At 72.1% G+C, this 17,489-nt stretch carries 12 protein-coding genes and 2 pseudogenes; 7 read left to right on the top strand and 7 right to left on the bottom strand.

From position 1 onward, the window contains the following. Positions 1 to 91: 91 nt before the first annotated feature. The 3 genes and pseudogenes from ABD973_RS34045 to ABD973_RS34035 form a co-directional block, all read right to left on the bottom strand. Positions 92 to 538: a hypothetical protein gene (locus ABD973_RS34045; protein ID WP_125819611.1), complete on the bottom strand. Its 447-nt coding sequence runs from the start codon at positions 536 to 538 to the stop codon at positions 92 to 94. 95 nt (positions 539 to 633) lie between these two features. After that, the gene (locus tag ABD973_RS34040; protein WP_125819612.1) at positions 634 to 1,620 is read right to left on the bottom strand and encodes an AraC-like ligand-binding domain-containing protein; all 987 of its coding nucleotides are present in this window, start codon (positions 1,618 to 1,620) and stop codon (positions 634 to 636) included. Between the two features lie 967 nt (positions 1,621 to 2,587). Continuing rightward, a pseudogene (locus ABD973_RS34035) lies at positions 2,588 to 3,231 on the bottom strand (IS5 family transposase); the annotation flags it as partial. Between the two features lie 1,145 nt (positions 3,232 to 4,376). Between ABD973_RS34035 and ABD973_RS34025 the strand changes: the two are divergent. Further along, a complete protein-coding gene (locus ABD973_RS34025) occupies positions 4,377 to 5,030 on the top strand; it encodes an RlpA-like double-psi beta-barrel domain-containing protein (RefSeq protein WP_125819613.1) in 654 nt (217 codons plus the stop codon). Between the two features lie 544 nt (positions 5,031 to 5,574). Continuing rightward, complete coding sequence (locus ABD973_RS34020) at positions 5,575 to 5,799, top strand: hypothetical protein (protein WP_125819614.1); 225 nt, start codon at positions 5,575 to 5,577, stop codon at positions 5,797 to 5,799. Between the two features lie 144 nt (positions 5,800 to 5,943). On the opposite strand, the gene ABD973_RS34015 is transcribed toward ABD973_RS34020, so the two are convergent. Further along, positions 5,944 to 7,137, bottom strand: a complete 1,194-nt coding sequence (locus ABD973_RS34015; protein WP_345504178.1) for a spore photoproduct lyase family protein — start codon at positions 7,135 to 7,137, stop codon at positions 5,944 to 5,946. Between the two features lie 739 nt (positions 7,138 to 7,876). Between ABD973_RS34015 and ABD973_RS34010 the strand changes: the two genes are divergently transcribed. Then, positions 7,877 to 8,110, top strand: coding sequence for a DUF5133 domain-containing protein (locus tag ABD973_RS34010; RefSeq protein WP_125819616.1), 234 nt, complete (start codon positions 7,877 to 7,879; stop codon positions 8,108 to 8,110). A gap of 248 nt (positions 8,111 to 8,358) precedes the next feature. On the opposite strand, the gene ABD973_RS34005 is transcribed toward ABD973_RS34010, so the two are convergent. Both ABD973_RS34005 and ABD973_RS34000 read right to left on the bottom strand, forming a co-directional pair. After that, complete coding sequence (locus ABD973_RS34005) at positions 8,359 to 8,622, bottom strand: hypothetical protein (RefSeq protein WP_345504176.1); 264 nt, start codon at positions 8,620 to 8,622, stop codon at positions 8,359 to 8,361. 1,315 nt (positions 8,623 to 9,937) lie between these two features. After that, positions 9,938 to 10,141 (bottom strand): EF-hand domain-containing protein, encoded by a 204-nt coding sequence (locus ABD973_RS34000; protein ID WP_125812820.1) that lies wholly within the window; start codon positions 10,139 to 10,141, stop codon positions 9,938 to 9,940. A 478-nt stretch (positions 10,142 to 10,619) separates the two neighbouring features. Here ABD973_RS34000 and ABD973_RS33995 point away from each other — a divergent pair. Both ABD973_RS33995 and ABD973_RS33990 read left to right on the top strand, forming a co-directional pair. Continuing rightward, a pseudogene (locus ABD973_RS33995) lies at positions 10,620 to 11,099 on the top strand (polyphosphate kinase 2 family protein); the annotation flags it as partial. 230 nt (positions 11,100 to 11,329) lie between these two features. Then, the gene (locus tag ABD973_RS33990) at positions 11,330 to 11,656 is read left to right on the top strand and encodes a GYD domain-containing protein (RefSeq protein WP_125819621.1); all 327 of its coding nucleotides are present in this window, start codon (positions 11,330 to 11,332) and stop codon (positions 11,654 to 11,656) included. A gap of 327 nt (positions 11,657 to 11,983) precedes the next feature. Here the strand turns inward: ABD973_RS33990 and ABD973_RS33985 are convergent, their stop codons facing one another. Continuing rightward, complete coding sequence (locus tag ABD973_RS33985) at positions 11,984 to 13,537, bottom strand: phosphatidylinositol-specific phospholipase C domain-containing protein (RefSeq protein WP_345504170.1); 1,554 nt, start codon at positions 13,535 to 13,537, stop codon at positions 11,984 to 11,986. A gap of 723 nt (positions 13,538 to 14,260) precedes the next feature. On the opposite strand from ABD973_RS33985, the gene ABD973_RS33980 reads away from it, so the two are divergent. Then, the gene (locus ABD973_RS33980; protein ID WP_125819623.1) at positions 14,261 to 14,674 is read left to right on the top strand and encodes a hypothetical protein; all 414 of its coding nucleotides are present in this window, start codon (positions 14,261 to 14,263) and stop codon (positions 14,672 to 14,674) included. A gap of 189 nt (positions 14,675 to 14,863) precedes the next feature. After that, entirely contained in the window at positions 14,864 to 17,128 is a 2,265-nt protein-coding gene (locus ABD973_RS33975) for a helix-turn-helix domain-containing protein (RefSeq protein WP_345504168.1), read from the top strand. The last annotated feature ends 361 nt before the right edge of the window (positions 17,129 to 17,489 follow it).

The raw sequence follows: 17,489 nt of genomic DNA, 5'->3' as shown, positions 1-17,489 counted from the left end.
CGCGGGAGCCCGCGCATCCGGACGACAGCAGGTCGCGGACAGCCCTTGGGCCGCGGGGTCCGGGAGGGGGCCGGACCCCGCGGGGGTGGGGCTACCAGGCGGCCTTGCAGTTGAGGAGCCTGGTGGTGTTGACGGCGCGGTCGCAGGCGTACGCCTTCACGTCGGCCTTCTTGGAGAACGTCCAGGTCCGGGTCCCGTTGACGACCGCGACGACGTTGGTCTTGTGGCTCCAGACGCCGTTCTTGTACTCGTCGTACGCCAGTGCCAGCACCGACTCGACTCCGTCGCCGCCGACTCGGTCCGTGGCCGACGCGTTCGTGAACTTGCCGTCGTAGAGGTTCTTGCCGCCGCCCCGCGGGTTGTCCGTGTCGGCCTGGCCCGCGTACTTGTACTCGTAGTTCCCGCCTATCTCGCTCTTGCCGGACGTGGAGACCGCGTGGAAGCCGACGGCCGCGCTCGCCGTGCCGGCGATCCCGATGACGAGGGCAGAGGACAGGGCAGCAGCGCCGAGGGCGATCCGCTTGCCGGAAACCCGCATGTCAGACTCCTTGAGGTCGTTGGCCTGGCTTGACGGGAGCAGCCTCGCAGGGGCGGGTCCGTACGGATTGATCTGCCGTGCACAGGCCTTGACGGTCAGTGCACGACCGGGTCCGGCAGGGCGTGGCGGCGGTAGTCGCTGGGGGTGACGCCGTAGGCGGAGCGGAAGGCGCGGCTGAAGTGGGCCGGTTCCGGGAATCCCCAGCGGGCGGCTATCGCGCTGACGCAGCGTGCGCCGAGTCGGGGGTCACTCAGATCGCGGCGGATGCGTTCCAGGCGGGTGTGCCGGATCAGGGCGGAGACGGTCATGTGGTCGTCCTGGTAGAGCTTGTGGAGGTAGCGCACGGAGATCCGGTGGGCGGCGGCGATCGACGCGGGCGTGAGGTCGGGCTCGGCCAGCCGCTGCTGGATGAAGTGACCGATGCGCGCCCGCAGGGCCGTGTGCCGCGCTTCGAGGGTGAGGCAGCGCCCGTCGCGGGCCGTCCGGGCCAGCAGGAGCGTGAGCAGGTCGAGGGTGGCCGAACCCAGTCTCGGGGCGTCGGCCTTGCCGTAGGACGGGGCGTGGGCCATGAGGTCGGTCAGGTAGGTGCGTAAGAGCGTTCCGATCGCGGTGTTCCCAGGGATGCGGGTGATGGTCAGGGCGTCCAGGGTGTTGGGATGGAGGGGCAGCAGGGCGCGGGGCACCTGCACGATGACTCCGGCGATGTCCCGGCCGTCGGGGGCCTCGGCGAAGCCGCGGCACGGCCGCGAGGAGTCATAGAGGACGAAGTCGCCTTCGCCGGCCATGACGTCGCGGCCGGACTGGCTGAGGCCGAGCAGGCCCCGGCGGGTCAGCCAGAGGTGGACGACCTCGGGGTCGGCCTGCCGGATGAGGGCGGGGGGCCGGTTGGCTTCCAGGGGCGGCAGGCTCTGGGCGAACGTCTGGATGTTCCCGAGGTCCAGTGCGCTGGATCTGGCGAGAAAGTCGTGCAGGTGGGGACCGGTGAACCGGGAGCGGAACAGGGACTGGGAGGCCATCGACTCCCAGCTCTCGTATCGCTGTGCCCCCTGGAGATGGGCGGTCGTGAACTGGGTCCACACCACGGGCTGGTTCCCCCTCTTCGCTGGTCGCTGACCCGGGGTTCGCGCCCGTCCCGTCCGTCGCTCCCGTCCCGCCGACAGATACGGAGCGTGAGGTTCAGGGGACCGGGAGCCACCGGCTACGGGGACCGCACCGCTGTCCCGGCGCCGGAACGCCGTGCGGCCGCGAGGCCGTGCCGAACGCACTCGTACAGGTGGAGCGGTCCGCCGGTGATCCTAGGAGGGCGTTCGGAGCGCCCGCCAGAGGTACAAGCGCGGCCCTTGGGAAGGGGGCGGCCATCTCCACAGAAAACAACGGTGAGTGAGGGAAGCCGTTCCGCATCGAGGACCGCCGTGCGGGGCAGGGCTCCTACTCCCCCGGGACGTCCACGCCGGTACCGTCGGGGTTTCGGCCGAAGGCCGCGTTCAGGACGGCGGGGAGGTCCGCTCCGGGGAGTGCGGCGGAAGTGCACGGTCGGCTCCCGCGCGGGGTCCCCGTCGGGGACGATCGCGGTCGCCAGGTGCTCCTGCCCGGTGGCGCGCTGCGGTTCCAGGTACCAGGCGTCGTCGGCTACGGAGTACATCGCGGAGACCGCGCGCGTAGTCACCGTCGGGGTGCAGGGGGTGGCATGGCCTCATGCTGTCATGTCCGTGACCGCCACTCGTGGTCGGTGCGGGTGGCGGCCGCCCCGTCGGACGCGGCACGTCGGCGGCGCTCGCGTCCAAGCTGATCGTCTGGCGCCCGAGTGGTGCCTTCGACGGCGTCATGGCCGCTCACCCACGGCACCGCGGGCGGCTGCTTCTCCACGCCGGGTCATGGTGGTTGACCGCAGGGGCGCGTGGGGCCGTTGCCCTCCCGGAGGAAGGCTGCCGGGTCCGCAGGCAGTAGATGGCCGAGGGCGGTAGCGCAGTGGGCCAGCGACTGTTCCGATGCAGGGGGCTGGATGGGCGCCGTTCCGGGCAGGGCCGCCACGAGGCCGTTTCCTGTAGATCACCTCGCGGCCCAGATGTGGATGGCCGCGAGGTGAAGGGCCGCCAGGTAGACCGTTGCCGTCTTGTCGTAGCGGGTGGCCGGGCCGCGCCACTGCTTGAGCTTGTTGATGCAGCGTTCGACGGTGTTCGCTGCTTGTAGACGGTCTTGTCGAAGGCCGGCGGCCGACCGCCTTGCTGCCCAACCGTCCGCGGTTGGCGATCTGATCGGCCGGCTGCGGGATCACGGCCCGGATCCTGTGTCTGCACAGGTGCAAGCGGATCGCCCGGGACGCATACGCCTGGTCGGCCAGCACGACGGCGGGCCGGGTTCGCGGCCTGCCTTCGGCCTCGCGACCCGGATCGCGGTCATGACCTCGGTGAACGCCGGTGCGCCACCGGCCTGACCCGGCGTGAGGACGAACGCCGGGGGTCGGCAGCGGCCGTCGGCAGCAAAGTGGATCTTCGTGGTCAGCCCTCCCCGGGACCGCCCGAGGGCATGGTCGGCCGGCTCACCGGCCGGAGCCCCTTTTGACGGGCCCCGGCGGCGTGCTTGTGGGCGCGGACGAGCGTGAAGTCGACGGCGACGACCCGGTCGAGGTCCTTCTCGGCGTCGGCCTGGGCGAGCAGGGAGGCGAAGACGCGTTCCCAGGTGCCGTCGGCTGAAAGCGGCGGCGAAGATGTGGACACCGGGTGGGGGTGGCCGGCGTGGACGAGCTGACCACGTGTGCCCGTCGAGGGCGATGCGCGGGAGCCGGCCGGCGGGGGCGTGGTCCTGGTGGAACCGGCGGGCCTGTTCGGTGAGGGTCTCGCCGGCGCGGCGGCCGCCGCGGGAGGCGTTGCCCAGCGGGGTAGCCATCGGGGAGGCGGCACGGCGTGGCCCACAGCGCCCGCCCGCCCCGGGGTCCGCGGGTCAGCGACTGCACCGTGTGACCTGTGCGGGGTGGACTCGCAAAAGTAGTCCGCTCCGAGTTCTGCGGGTGGAACTGCATGGCCTGCGCGCGCTGCCGCCTGTTGGCTGCCGGTACAGGCACAGCACGGCTCCGGCAGCCGCCGGGCGAGAGAGAGTCCCCTCATGAGAATCCGAAGCGGCATCGCGGCGGCCCTGACCGCGATATGCGCGATCCTCGCCCCGGCGCCTTCGGCTCAGGCCACCGAGCCCGACCTCGGCCCGGCGGACTCCGTCGTGAACGAGGCGACCCGGCTCTGCCCCGGCTCGGACACCGACGGCAACGTCCACACGGTGGAATGCCGCTGGAACAGCCCATACCGGCAAGGAGTGTCGGAGGCGGTGACCGCAGGGGGCACGATCGGGCTGGGCAACGTCCCGACGGATGGATGCCGGCTCAAGGGCCTCGCGACGTCGGTTCGCACCACCCGCTACCCCCCGACGCACCGGCTTCGGCCGGAAAGCCGTGTCCGACACGGGCACGCCCCCTCGACTCCGCCGGCACGGGCAGGGCGTATCCGCGGCTGGCCACGGCACACGACCGATGGACGTCCCGGCACGACACCGCAGGTGCACGGGCTACCGGTCAAAACCACCCTGGGCAGCGAGGTCTTCCTGGCAAGCCTGCCGGGCCTGCCGGTCTGCACCTTCGCGGCTCATCGCGTCGGAGCGGGCGCCTTCGACCGCCCCCGGTGGGGACCCGCGCGACAGTTCTCGTCGTCGGGGCCGTAGGCGACCCCTGGGCGGGTGTGAGAGCGGCCGCCCTCGGGACGCTGTACGCGCGCGGCCGTGCGCGTGGGCACACCGTCAAGGACCTTCCGCGAGCCAACCCTGGAACGCGACATTTCAAAGAGAGAGAACGATGAAGACAACAATCGCCACGGCCGCCGTCGCAGTTGCCGTGCTCGCCGCCGGTTCTGGCGCCGTGATCACCGTCGCCACCGCCTCCGCTTCGGAGACCGGCGACGTCGCCGTCTCCGCCCAGGCCGCGACGGTCGCCGCGAAGCCGGAGGCCACGGTTGCGGCCCAGCCGAACGCCACGGTCGTGGCGGAGCCGGCCGGCTCGACCCTCGCTCCGCCGGCCGGCGGTACGACGGCGCAGCAGCCGAGCAAGACGCCCGCTCCGTCAGGCAGCCCGCAGCCCGACACGACCACCGCACCGCCCCCGAAGCCGAGCAAGACGGCGACGGCCTCTCCGCAGCCGGACCAGCCGGGTGAGACCTACAAGGGCTCCGCGACCCACTACTCCCCCGGCCTGGGCGCGTGCGGGAAGATGATCAAGGAAAGCGACCTCGCCGTCGCGCTCGACCCCACCATGTTCGGGGCCGCGTATCCGTCGAGCACGTGCGGACGCAAGGTCGTCATCACCTACAAGGGGAAGTCCATCACGGCGACGGTCCTCGACAAGGCTCCAGGCGCGGGACGGCACGGTCTCGACCTCACCCCGGGGGCCTTCAAGGCACTCGCCTCGCTCGACAAGCGCAAGCTGGACGTCACCTGGCGCTTCGCGAAGTAGCGGGTCGGGCGGGGAGGGTGGCGGCCCAGCACCAGGACTGGCCGGGCCCGACGTGACCTGACCTCGAGCGCTGCGCCGGGAACCGGGACTGCCGCGTGGCCGCTGGACTGGCAACGGCAGTACCGCGTCCCGGCGGACCCGGTCGACGCCGACGGCGTCCTGACCCACACCACGCCGGGCATCGTCTTCGACGGCGACGACGTCGGCAAGTGGTTCCAGCAGTGGAAACAGCCGGCCAGGGCGCGGCTCTGCCCACGTAGCAGGCACGGCTGACCGCCCTGGGGCGTACAGCGGCTGGTGTGGTGGTTCCGGTCGGAGGCCGGGGCCCGTCGGAGGCCGGAGCCCGCCCGCAGGGGCCCGGCTCCGTCGGTCAGGCGGCGGGTGAACCGGACCAGCGGCACCGGTGGGTACGGCGACGCGCCCACGGGGCGGCCGCGCAAGACGCCGCGGCCGCTCCCACCGGACCCGCGCACCCCGACCGTCGCGCTGCGTCGTCCGGCCGTCTCGAAGTGCCCGGCGTACGGCCAGGGCGCAGGCTGGAGGCATGCCTGACCAGACGGAGATCGTGGTCCATCCCGTGTCGCCGAGGGGCGGGCGGAAGGTGACCGTGCACGCGCTGGGTGTGGACGCCGACCTCGGCCGCGCGTACACGCCCGGCGACGTGTCCGAGCTCCTGCGTCATGCCGGGCTGGAGGACGTGGACCTCTCCGAGGACGGGCCCATCCGCTGGGAAGGCGGCGGCCCGGAAGTGTGGAACGCCGGCATCTGATCCGCGCCGGCCCCAGACCGGGGGCGGGAGCGGGTACGCGCTCGGGGCCGCTCCCGGCTCACGCTGTAGGGGTGGAGGCGGGTGCCGAGGCCGTGGCCGCCCGGGCCGGCGGGCCGCTCGCGAGGTGCGGGGCGGCCCGGGATGTCAGAAGGCGTAGCGGATCCGGAGCCACGGTGCGTGCCGGGCGATCAGGGTGCGCATTCTGTCGACGGCGTCGTACTTCACCGCGCGCTGGTAGCGGACGTTGATGCCGCCGTTCTCCGAGCGTTTGGGCTCCTGGAGGTCCGGCCGCCAGAGGGCGTCCTCCGCGCGCGGGTGCCAGCCCAGGTTGAGGTCGTGCAGTTCCTCGTTGTGCGTCAGCATGATCACTTCGGCAGCCGCCTGGTTCTTGACCTGCGTCGGCAGGACATCGTCCATGTGCCGCAGGAGGTCGGCCCAGGCCGTTTCCCAGCCCGGCCGCAAAACGACGGGCGAGAGATTGAAGTGGATCTCGTATCCCGCTTCCAGGAATTCTCCGGCGGCGGCGATACGGCTCTCGACCGGGCTGGTGCGGATGTCCAGCAGCCTGGAGTCGGCCTGCGGCATCACCGAGAAACGGATTCGGGTGCGTCCCTTCGGTTCGAGCAGGAGGAGGTCGGGATTGACGAACTTGGTCGCGAAGGAGGCCTTGGCGGAGGGCCATCGGGCGAACGACCGGATGATGTCGCCGACGTTGTCGCTGATCAGGGCGTCCACGGAACAGTCACTGTTCTCGCCGATGTCGTAGACCCACGCGGCCGGGTCGCACTGGTTGCCCTCGGGCTTGGGACCGAGACGCGCGATGTGCCGGGAAAGGTGGTCGATGATGCGTTCGATATTGGTGAAGACCGTGATCGGGTTGGCGTACCCCTTCCGGCGGGGCACGTAGCAGTAGGCACAGGCCATCGCACAACCGTTGGCGGAGCTCGGGGCGATCCAATCCGCCGAGCGCCCGTTGGGCCGGGTGGTCAGCGTCTTCTTCTCCCCGAGGACGAGGACCTCCCTCTTGATCCGGACCCAGCGGTCGACGTTGCCGGCGTTGCCGTGAAGATCCGGGATGGCCCAGTGGGACGCCACGGGCAGGACCCTGGCGTCCGGGAAACGGGCGAGGATCTGCCTGCCCCGCCGGGAGGCCGCGGCGGCGGCCTCGGCCCGGATCTCCGTCACCGCCAGCAGCCGGCGGGCGGCCGGGGTATCGCGGAACAGCGGGCCGGTGTCCGCCCGCGGAAGCCGTTCCTGACCCGGGTCGAGGTCCTCGAGAGCGAACAGGGCGTCCGCGTGGCCGTCGTCCGGTCGGCTCCGACGGGGCTGGGCGCCCATGGGTGGCTCCTGGGTGATGTCGACCCGAAAAGGTCAGGTGGGAGGGTGACGTCCGCTGCAGAGTGGACGTCCACTCTAGGCGGTCGGCGGTCGGCGGGGTACGGCCGCGCCCGGTGCCGGACGGCAGGGCTGACCACGCGGCAACCGCTGCACAGCGCTGCATGATGCCGCACTCAGAGTGGGCCTGACGTGTGGGCCCTCACCGGACGCCTTCGGGAGGACCGCCCGCGATGGGCCTTCTGGACGAATGGCCGGTCGGCCCTGAATGACGTCTGCCGGGCGGCACCGCCTTGCGGGGCGTGATCCTCCCGGCGTGCGGCTGCCTCGGTTCGCCGATCAGCTCTCCTTCTGCAGTACGCAGGGCACGCGGGAAGCCGTGGTGACCAGCGCTTCCCGACCCGGTCTGATGTCCCACGCGGTGGGCCTGGACGCGTCCGGTGCCTCGCAGCGGACACCGGTGGGTGCACCTGCGTGTCGAGGAGGTGTGGCACGGGCCTTGGCAGGTCCTCGGGCGCGCGGCTGCGACAGGGGCGGGGCGGCTCCTGCGGCGCTGTCGCCGGCGGCTTCCGGCTGGGAGGATCGACGGGGCCGGTCAGGTCAGGTCCTCCCCTGGCGCCTTGCTGGGCCGCGCACCCCGTGAACGCCCTTCGCGATCAGTTGCGCGCCGGGCCACGATTCGGAGCCGACGGGCGGGGTAGGCGACGGCCACTTGATCGTTCGCCGACGGAAGGAACCCACCATGCTGATGGCGCACCCGGCCGTGCTCACCGGTCTCGTCGATCGCTACTGGGCTCTGGCCGTACTCGACGCAGCCGCCGACGACGGTTCACCCGTGCGGAGGGAGCTCGAGGACGCCGAGCGCGCGCTGTGCGTGGTGACCGGCACCGCCGACGTGCACGCGGCGTTGTTCTCGGCGCGCCACCGGCTTCCGGGAGCTCGCGTCCTTGACGATTCCGCCCTTGCCTCCCCCTGAGCAGGCAGGCCTCCTCTCCCGTAGGAAGCCACGTAGAACCCGCGCGCGGAGCCGTCGAGTGAGCCAGGCCCTCCGGCACGAGAGCGGAAGGGACGGGGGATCCGTCGGCTCATGCGAAAGGGTCGGACGTCAACGACGGCCGGCCCTTCGAGCGAGCCGCCCGTCAACACCGTTTGCGCCTTGCCGGGCTGGGCCGACCCGTGGATTCGGCTCGGGTGGCATCGGGGACGAGGCGTGGGGCGGCGTTCTCAGAAGCGTTGGACGAGCTCGCAGGTGTTGGGCAGGACGAGGGAGTCGTGGGGAGCCCGGCCGTCGGCCAGGACGTCGAAGCCAGGTCCGCAGCGAGACGGCCTTCGCGCTGGCGGCCTCCAGCCGGCGGTCGCCGTACTTCTTCCGCAGGCCCAGCGCCACTGGGCGGCTCGGATCCGGTAGAGCGCGTTGACCTCAAGCAGTTGGTCGATCACCTCCCGGCAGGCGTCACCGACCTCGGATGCCTGGCTGCGGCACCACATCGGCGTCCTCGGCCGGCGGCCGTGCCGTGGTCGGGGCACCACGGCCGGCGGGTGACGCCCCACAGGCGTGCCGTACGCACCTGCACTCCGCGCCGCCGGAGCGCGCCACCGCGTGGTGCCCGGTCCCGCGCGGCACCAGCAGCCGCGCCGGCAGGCCGGCGGGCACCGTCAGCTTCCCGACGGTGCGCAGCCAGGCCACCACGTGAGCCCGGTCGAACCCCGCGCCCGCACCGGAGCCTTGTGCCGGGGACGGGAAACCGGGCAGGGTCCTGCGCCAGCCCGCCAGCGTCGCCCGGCTCGAAGGGCGGGCCCTGCTGCCGGGCGGTGCTGTCCCTCAGGTCGGCCTTCAGCCTCTGGCGCAGGCCCTGCTCTCCTTCCGTGCCGCGGGAGACGGGCCGCAAGGAGGGGCCAGGCCCGGGTACTGGCCAGCAGGGCCGTCTCCCGCTCGGAGCGCACGGGGTTCGTCGCAATGGTCACCAGCCGGCTGTTCGCCGCCGCCGAGACGCCGAGCTGTTCCCAGGTCGTTCGGGACGGTGAGGCCTTCGGTCGGCGGACCCCACATCTCGCGGGCGTCCGCGCTGGCCGCCGCTGTCACCGGCACCCGCTCCGAGGCTGGGGCCGGCATTGTGGCGGGCGCGGCGTACGGGCTCGGTGCTGGCGCTCTGGGCGACCCGGCCGCGCTGGGGCAGGAAGGTGTGCAGGTCGACGCCGGGCCTCCGCAGCAGGACCATCTGCCCCGCCATCGCCAGCCAGTCCTCACCCGACATCAGGTCGGCCGGCACACCGGGGTCGAGCAGCGGGCGCAGCGCGTCGGCGGCCCGGTCCGGGGCGGGCTTCTCCCCCCTTGGCGAGCTCGGCCTCCTCGCTCGGCGCGGCGCAGCGGACGGCGTCGGCCGCGGCGGTCTGCGCGGCTGCGCCCGCCCCGGCTGCGCAGGGCCTGGCGGATCGCCCGGGACAAGTACGCCTCGTCCGCCCTCCCCCTGTGCGCGCCATCCGTACCCCGCTCCGCAAGACCATCACGTGTCCGCCTCTTGGCCTCGTGGCACCGCGGCGCTCGTGGCGCCGGTATCCGCCTATCGCGGAGCCCGGCCTGGTGGTACTGGACGTCACCGGGGCCACGCTTGACGATCTCTGGGCGATCTGCGGGTAGCAGCTCGGGGCGCAGGATCCCGGCGAGCCCGGGATCCGGGCCCAGGTCTACGCCGGTCTCCTGCGCCCTGGGCGCCAGCGGCCGTGGCAGCGGGGGCAAGCCGTTTTTCTGTGGGCGGCTTGCCCGTGTCCCGCAAGGCTTGTCCGGGGGCCGGCAGTCCTGCCGCTACTTCAGAAGGGTGCGGAACTCTTCGAAGTCGAGGACCCCGTCGTGGTTCGCGTCGGCCTTCATGGCCTTCTTGACCTCTTCAGCGAGGTGCCCCTGGGCACCCTCAGCCTTGAACCCCTCAGCCAGTTCGACAATGCTGATCCGCCCGTCGCCGTCCGTGTCGATCTCGGCGAACAGCGCCCTGAGCTCGGCCTCGTTCATGACATACCTCTCTCGCGTTCACAGGCCCGGGGGCCCACATGGTCCACCACCCTGTCACACCGTCAACTCACGCTGACGGCCAGGTAACGGGCCTGCCGCCACGCGGCCCACGCACGATGAAGGGCCACCACCCAAGGAGGCGCAGCCGCCATTCAACAGATCCGGTCACGAAGCGGGGGTGAACCCCACTCCGTGCCGCCGCAGCCAGCCGCGATGCCCCACGGCCGCTGCCGCTCGGCCTCGTGAAGGCGGTCGGAGTGGGCGAGGTCTTCGCCGCCCACCCCGCACCGTCCGCAGCCGGAAGGGGCGCGAAGCCGGTCGAGTAGCAGGCATCCGCGAGGTCCCACCGCCCCTCACCAGAACCCCGCGCTGGTCGAACCCCACCGGAGGTGGCTCTGCGACCCGCTCGGCCGGAGCCTCGCACCATGGACCCCCGGCCGGCGGCCATGGAGGTGCGGAGCGCGGATAGGGGCATGGAATGAACGACGAAGCGCCTTCGCGGCCGCAGGCCGAAGAGCTGCTGTCCGGGCTCGGCGTGGATGGCCGCCGCCCCGAGCAGCCGGTCCTGCTGGACTCCCCGGAGCCCCCCTGCGGACCTGGCGGGAGAACTACCCCTACGACCGCAAGGTCCGGCGGAAAAGTACGAGCGGACCAAACGGATCAGGCAGGTCGAGTTGCTGAAAACGCAGCACTGGCTGAAGGAAGTCGGCGGACGCCTGGTCGTGATCTGCGAGGGCAGGGACGCGGCCGGCAAAGGCGGCACGATCCAGCGCTTCACCGAACGGCTCAACCCCCGCGGGTCGAGAAGCGTGGCCCTCGACGAACCGAGTGGACGGGAAGCCGGGCAGTGGTACTTCCAGCGCCACACCGCCCGCCTGCTCGCGCGCCCGGGGAGATCGTCTTCTTCGACCGGTCCTGGTACAACCGCGCCGGCGCAGGGCCGATCCGGCGGACCTGCGGGTCCGTCCGGCCACGCCTGCCGGGGCACGCCGGGCCGCGCGCCGAGGATGCTGCCGATGCCCGGCCCGCCCGAGCTCGCACGAGGCACCGGCGCGGGCGACGGTGTTGGTCACCGGCCGGGCCCCGAGCTGCCTCCGGCCCGCTCACGGCCCGCAGAACGCCACCAGCGGGTCGGCGGAGTGCCGGTGAGGCGTCCATGCCCTATCGACGAAACGGAAGTGAGACGCGGTGCCGCTCTATCTTTCAAGGTTCAGCTACACGCCGGAGACCTGGGCCAGACTGACCGCCCGCCCCGAGGACCGCGCGCAGGCCGCCCGGTCGTACATCGAGTCCGTAGGCGGACAGCTCCACGGCTTCTGGTACGCCTTCGGCACACACGACGGCTACAACCTCTGGGAAGCTCCGGACAACGTGTCCATGGCCTCCGTCGCGCTGGCGATCAGCGGCGGCGGCGCGCTCAGCTCGTTCGAGACCACCGTTCTCCTCAGCGTCGATGAAACGCTCGACGCCCTGCGCAGGGCCGGGCAGATCCAGTACCGGGCTCCGGGCGCCTAACGGGCCGGCAACCGCCCGCCCGCCCGCACAAGCACCAGGATGGTCGTCGACGGCACCCGCAGCACCTCCGCCGACCTTCCGCCGTGCCGGCCCCCGGGACACCGCGGACGTGCGGCTGCCCTGGATCGCGGGGCCGCTTGGTCGGCGCGCGGGGCGGGCTGGGGCCGAAGCCGAAGCCGCGCCAGGGTGGCTGGCTGGCTCCCGGACGAGGCGGTCCATCACCAGTAGGTCGGTTGCCGGTGCCAGGCCGCCCTTCTGGGGAGAAGGACGGCCTGGCGTCCGGGTGTGAAGGCAGCCAGGGTGGGCGGCCTGCTCGTTGGCGGGGTGTTACTTGGGGCAGGTCTCCTGAGTCACCTTGCCGCCCGCCGTGGCGGCGGTGGCCGGGTCCATCGACAGGCACTTGCCGGTCCAGTTGTTGATGAACGTGTAGGCCGGCCGGGATCCGGTCGCGGTGGCGAGCTTGGTCGGGATGATGTTCCACATCTGACTGCCCGAGAACCAGCGGGTCTCGCAGTCCCACCAGAACAGCTGGGTGCCCGAGCCGGGCGGGGTCCCGTCGTTGTAAGGGACGGTCAGGCACTTGCCGTTGGCGGCCTTGATGAAGAAGTGTCCCTTGCCGTCGAAGGTCGACGGCTTCTCGGCTCCCCACTGGTGGCTGCTGGGCGGACTCGCCTGGCACGGGCGCTGCGTGACCAGGCCTCCGGTCTTCGAGCTGTCGAACTCCGGCCCGCGCACCATGCACCGGCCCTGGTACAGGCTGTTGGCGTAGGTCTTGTCGGCGTTGACCAGCCAGGTCATCCGGTTGCCGCCCTTGACCATGTTGTCGTCGTTGTGGTCGATGATCGCGTTGACCAGGCCCCAGCCGGGGAAGTCCGTCATGATGATGCCGACGCGGCCGGCACTGTTGTTGAGGTGCCTCATGAGCTGGTAGTTGACGCCGAGTATCGCGGCACCGTCGTCGAGCTGGTGCCCGCCGGCGAACTGGTACGGATCGATGAGGGGGCTCGTGGAAGCGGACGAGTACGTCAGGTACACATCATCGGCGGAGCCTGTGATCGCCTTGTTGACGTTGGCCTTGACGTAGTTCCACTTTTCCTGGATCTGGGACGGCGCCCAGTGGTCCTCCTTGTGGGCGTCGAAGCCCTTGAGCCCGTAGCTGTCGTCCGCGCCGACGCTGTCGAAGCCGCCCAGGACCACCTTGCGGCGGACGTCGTTGAGCGTGGGGACATCGGCACGGCCGGCGCCCCGCACCGAAGGCTCGTAGAAGTAGTCGGCGTACTTCTGCACGTATCCGGCGAAGATCGAACGAGCCTTCTCCTGGGTCACCGACTTCGGGTCGTTCGAGCAGTCGAAGGCGCCGCCGTTCGAGAAGGGGCACTCGGCCCGCAGCCGCATCACGATCGACTCGGTCGGATGCTTGTCCAGGAAGGCTTTCGCCTTGGTCATGACGTCGTCGAAATTGGCTTCCTGGTAGTACTTGGCGTGGTGCACGGTGAAGTACCGGTCCTCGGTGACGCGGACCCGGATGTCGATGGCGCGAATACCCCGGTCCAGCTGCGCCGTCAGCGTGTCGGCGCTGTCGCCGTAGTCCTCCTGCGTCTGCACCATGACCCCGCCGTGGATCGCGAGCGTGTCGTGGGTGCCAGGGATGGACATGTTCGAGAGCCGGGTGTCGCCCGCGATGCCCCACATCCACTCGGCACGGTCCGCCTGGCCCAGGTTCCGGTAGGCGTCCGTGTTGGTCGACCCGGCCGCCACGGCAGGGGCCGGGGCGAACAGTGTGGCGCCCAGGGCGAGACACGCGGCCGCCATCAGTGCGGCCGGGCGACGGAAGCGTCGGGGCGATCCGGCGCCGTCGGCGTGTGGGGTGCGGCGAGACATGGAACTCCTGTGCGAGGACGGATGCTGGTGCGGGTCGCAAGCCAACCCGGTCCAGAAACGTCGGAACAGGAACTTCCACCCGCAACATCGTCTGCCGCGCAGTTTTGCGGGGGCGGGGACGGGGGCGGTTGCGGGCGCCCGCCCGGGGCTGGGGCCGTCCTCCTCACGTGGTGAAGCGGCGAGCCCGCATACGGCTGTCGACTTCCAGCAGGAGGCCCCCAGCGTGGTCCCGATTCCGTTTCCGGCTTCCTTGCCCACGGGGCGCTCATGCAGAGCGAGGACCGACGGGCGGCCCCCGGAAGTGTCTCCAGGCGTACGCTCGGGGGATTCGCGGATGTTCCGGCCACGCCCTTGTCGCGTTGATGCATTCGCGCCTCCACCACGCCGGGTCCTGACAGGGGCGAGAGATGCCCGCGCCCTGTGCACCGAAACGGAAGCCCCGCCGCCTGCATGGCCGACGCCGCGCGCCGTCGAACACGGTCCGGCAAAAGAATGCCGGGCGTGTTCTTGCAGGTGGAACTGCATGGAGCGTCCCCGTCCGCCGTGATCGACTGTGCCTGCCGCAGGGGCGCTGACCTGGGATGGCGGATGACCCCACCGCAGACCCACGGCGCCCTGGCCGGGCCCACGGTGGTCCGGGAACGAACGACGGCGGCGGGCCGGAGAGCCCGTCGTCAGCACCGCGCCTCTGAACTGGAGGCCGGTCGCACGAAGGAGAACGTCATGTTGGTTCGAAAGTTCAACGCCGCCGTGATCGCGGCCGTTGCCGTCGCGAGTGTCGCGGTGGTGGCCACCCCCGCCGAGGCGGGCGGCTGCTCGCGCGGGGGCCGCGCCTACATCTGCGAGTACGAGCCGACCACCCACCCGCTCCCCGACGGCACGAAGCAGGACTTCATCGTCGGCACCGACCGTGCGGTGTGGACCCGCTGGACCGACTCCGACGGGGACTGGTCGAAGTGGATCTCCATGGGCGGCAGGGCGTCGAGCAAGGCGTACGCCTACGACTACGACACCAGCGACCCCTGGAGCTTCAGGGTGTTCTACTACGACGAGAAGGCGGAGTACTGGGGCCGCAACCGTGACCACGACGGCAACTGGTCTTCGTGGACCCGCTACGACCTCCCCCTCAACGGCTGATCCCCGAGCCCGGCCGCGCGCCTCCCCCAAGGCCCCGGTCGGGCCCCCTCCAGCTCATTCGACGGCCCTCGCGAGCGGTAGCGCTCGCGGGGGCCGTCCTCGCGTTTTACCCGCAAAAGTGGGGTCGGGCATACTTTTGCGGGTGGTACGGCGTTCCGGCCGGCCGCACTGACCAGGGGACATCCAGGCATGGACACCGGTACACCGGCCACCGGCGGCTTCGGCGCGCTTCTGTACGGGTTGCGGACGGGGGCCGGGCTGAGCCAGGAGGAGCTGGCGCATGACGCGGGGGTGAGCGTGCGGGCCCTGTCGTACATGGAAGGCGGCCACACCCGGGGGCCCCAGCGCCGGACCGTGCAGGCGTTGGCCGCCGCCCTGGGACTGGACGCTGCCGGTGCTCTGGAGCTGGAGCGCGCGGCGAGCCTGGGCCGTCCCCGTCCGGCCCGGACGGCGGGCGCGGCCGGCGCGGCTGGCGCGGTGGGCGCCGTTGACGCGGTTGGCGCCGTTGGGGGGACGGCGTCCGCCGCTGTGGCGGACGCCGGTGGGCCCGATCTGCTGCCGCGAGCGCCGCGCGGGTTTCACGGGCGGGCGGCGGAGCTCGGCGCCCTGTCCCGGGCCGCCGCGGGCGAGGCTCCCGTCTGTCTGGTCGTCGGGCCCGCCGGGGTCGGGAAGACGGCGCTCGTGCTGCACTGGGCCCACCAGGGCCGTGCCGGGTTTCCCGACGGGCGGCTCTACGCCGATCTGCGCGGCTTCGGCGACACGGGTGAGCCCGCCCTGATGGAGGTGCTGCGCGAGTTCCTGCCGGCGCTCGGTGTGCCGCACGGCGGGATCCCGGAGTCGGTGAACGGCGCGGCCGCACTGTTCCGTTCGCTCGCCGCCGATCGCCGTCTCCTCGTGGTACTCGACAACGCGCGTGACTCCGAGCAGGTCAGGCCGCTCCTGCCGGGCGGTCGCCGCTGCGTCACCGTCGTCACCAGCAGGCACCGGCTGCCGGGACTGATCGTCACCGACAGCGCGCGGCCCGTTGCCGTGGACGTACTCGGGCCGGAGGACGGCACGATGCTCCTCGCCGGGGTGCTCGGCACGGAACGGGTGCTCGCGGAGCCGGTGGCCGCGCGGCGGCTGGCCGAGCTGTGCGGCGGCCTGCCCCTCGCGCTGCGCGTGGCAGCCGCCCGACTGGCCCAGCGGCCCGGCTGGTCGCTGGACGCGATGGCCGCCGACCTGTCCGACGAGACCCGCCGGCTGGTTGTGCTGGATGTGGAGGACACCGGCGTACGGGCGGCGCTGCGCCTGACGCTGCAGCAGCTCCCGTCGCGGGTCTCCCGCCTGTTCGCCCATCTCGGCCGCCACCCCGGTACACACGTCGACCGGTATGCGGCTGCGGCCCTGGCGGACACGGACCCGGCGGCCGCCGAGGCCTGCCTGGAGCGGCTGGTCGTGGCGCACCTGGTCACGGAGACGGCGCCGGGCCGATGGGCGATGCACGATCTCGTGCGGCTCTACGCCCGGAGCCTGGACGCGGGTCCCGATGCGCTGGGGCGCGTGCTCGACCACTACATCGCCACGGGCCTCGCGGCCGTTGCGGCTGCCGAACCGGGCAACGAGGAGTGCTTCCCGCTGCCGGCGGACCACCTGCCGCCCGCGGCCGTACGGGAGTTCGCCGACCGGTCCGCCGCCGTGGCCTGGTACGCGGCCGAGCGGGACGACCTCACGCTGGCGGTGGCCGCGTCGCAGGCCGCAGGGCTGCACGGCAGGACGTGGCGGATCGTCATGACGCTGTGGCCGCTGATGGTGTGGCGTGTACGGGACGGCTGGGTCCCGCTGCTGGAGACCGCGCTGGAGGCGGCACGGGCCGACGGCGACCGGCACGGCGAGTCACGGGTGCTGAACGTGCTCGGCTGGGTGCTGACCGAGGAAGGTCGCATCCCGGAGGCGCTGACTCATCTGACGGCCGCTTCCGCGCTCGCCGCCCGCGCCCGTGACGCGGTGGCCGAGGCGAACGCCCTGGTCGTCCTGGGCGTGGCGCGGGCGGCGCTCGGCGGCCTGGACGAGGCCGCGGAGGGGTGTGAGCGGGCGGTGGAGCTGGCGCGCGAGGCCGGCGACCGGACCGTCGAGAGACTGGCCATGCAGCACCTCGCCCGGCACTGGGCCGACGCCGGGAAGTGGCGGCAAGCCCTCGACACGGCGACCGAGGCCCTGGCCTTCGACGACCGACCGGGCACGACCGACGTGCCCCGGATCCTGCTGCTCATGGTGAGGGGGGAGGCGCTGCTGGGGCTGGGGGACGAGGACGGGGGCATCGGGCAACTCGAGCTCGCGGCCCGGGAGGCGGAGGCGTCCGGCTACGAGGACGGTGCGGTACGGGCACTCGGCGTGCTGCTGAGGGTATCGGCGGACCCGGGGCTCCGGGCACGTTACGACGCGGCGGTCGCGCGGCTCAGGACGCGGGCGTGAAGGCCGAATGACACCGCCCTGCCCGGTGCGGGGTCCGGGCGTGCGTGCCCTGCCGAGAGGTCGGTGAACTCCTGGGCGCGGCAGGGCGGTTGAAAGCCGGTGTGCCCTGTGGGGTTCTATGGCGAGATGAGGATCCACGCCGTGGTGGGGAGGGAGGCGTGGAAGACCGCCCTCCCGGCCCGGGCGAGCCGGCCTTCCACCCCGCTCTTCCTCGTCAGGGACCATGCCCCGAGGACGAGGACGTGGGCCGCCCGCTGAAGAACGCCCGGCTTCGCCGCGCCCCGCCAGGGCGGTGATCGCTGTCTTGCCCACGCCGGTCTGGCTGGACGCGATGAGCGCGATCGGCTGCCGTTGCGTCGTA

It is taken from the genome of Streptomyces racemochromogenes (genome assembly GCF_039535215.1).
In the GTDB taxonomy this organism is placed as follows: Bacteria; Actinomycetota; Actinomycetes; order Streptomycetales; family Streptomycetaceae; genus Streptomyces; species Streptomyces racemochromogenes.
This window is presented reverse-complemented; position numbering and strand designations above follow the sequence as displayed.

Excerpts from the sequence above, each read along its gene's own strand:
- ABD973_RS34015 (WP_345504178.1), bottom strand. The coding sequence starts at position 7,137 with ATGGGCGCCCAGCCCCGTCGGAGCCGACCGGACGACGGCCACGCGGAC.
- ABD973_RS34000 (WP_125812820.1), bottom strand. The coding sequence starts at position 10,141 with ATGAACGAGGCCGAGCTCAGGGCGCTGTTCGCCGAGATCGACACGGAC.
- ABD973_RS34005 (WP_345504176.1), bottom strand. The coding sequence starts at position 8,622 with ATGTGGTGCCGCAGCCAGGCATCCGAGGTCGGTGACGCCTGCCGGGAG.
- ABD973_RS33975 (WP_345504168.1), top strand. The coding sequence starts at position 14,864 with ATGGACACCGGTACACCGGCCACCGGCGGCTTCGGCGCGCTTCTGTAC.
- ABD973_RS34010 (WP_125819616.1), top strand. The coding sequence starts at position 7,877 with ATGCTGATGGCGCACCCGGCCGTGCTCACCGGTCTCGTCGATCGCTAC.
- ABD973_RS33980 (WP_125819623.1), top strand. The coding sequence starts at position 14,261 with ATGTTGGTTCGAAAGTTCAACGCCGCCGTGATCGCGGCCGTTGCCGTC.
- ABD973_RS34020 (WP_125819614.1), top strand. The coding sequence starts at position 5,575 with ATGCCTGACCAGACGGAGATCGTGGTCCATCCCGTGTCGCCGAGGGGC.
- ABD973_RS34045 (WP_125819611.1), bottom strand. The coding sequence starts at position 538 with ATGCGGGTTTCCGGCAAGCGGATCGCCCTCGGCGCTGCTGCCCTGTCC.
- ABD973_RS33985 (WP_345504170.1), bottom strand. The coding sequence starts at position 13,537 with ATGTCTCGCCGCACCCCACACGCCGACGGCGCCGGATCGCCCCGACGC.
- ABD973_RS34025 (WP_125819613.1), top strand. The coding sequence starts at position 4,377 with ATGAAGACAACAATCGCCACGGCCGCCGTCGCAGTTGCCGTGCTCGCC.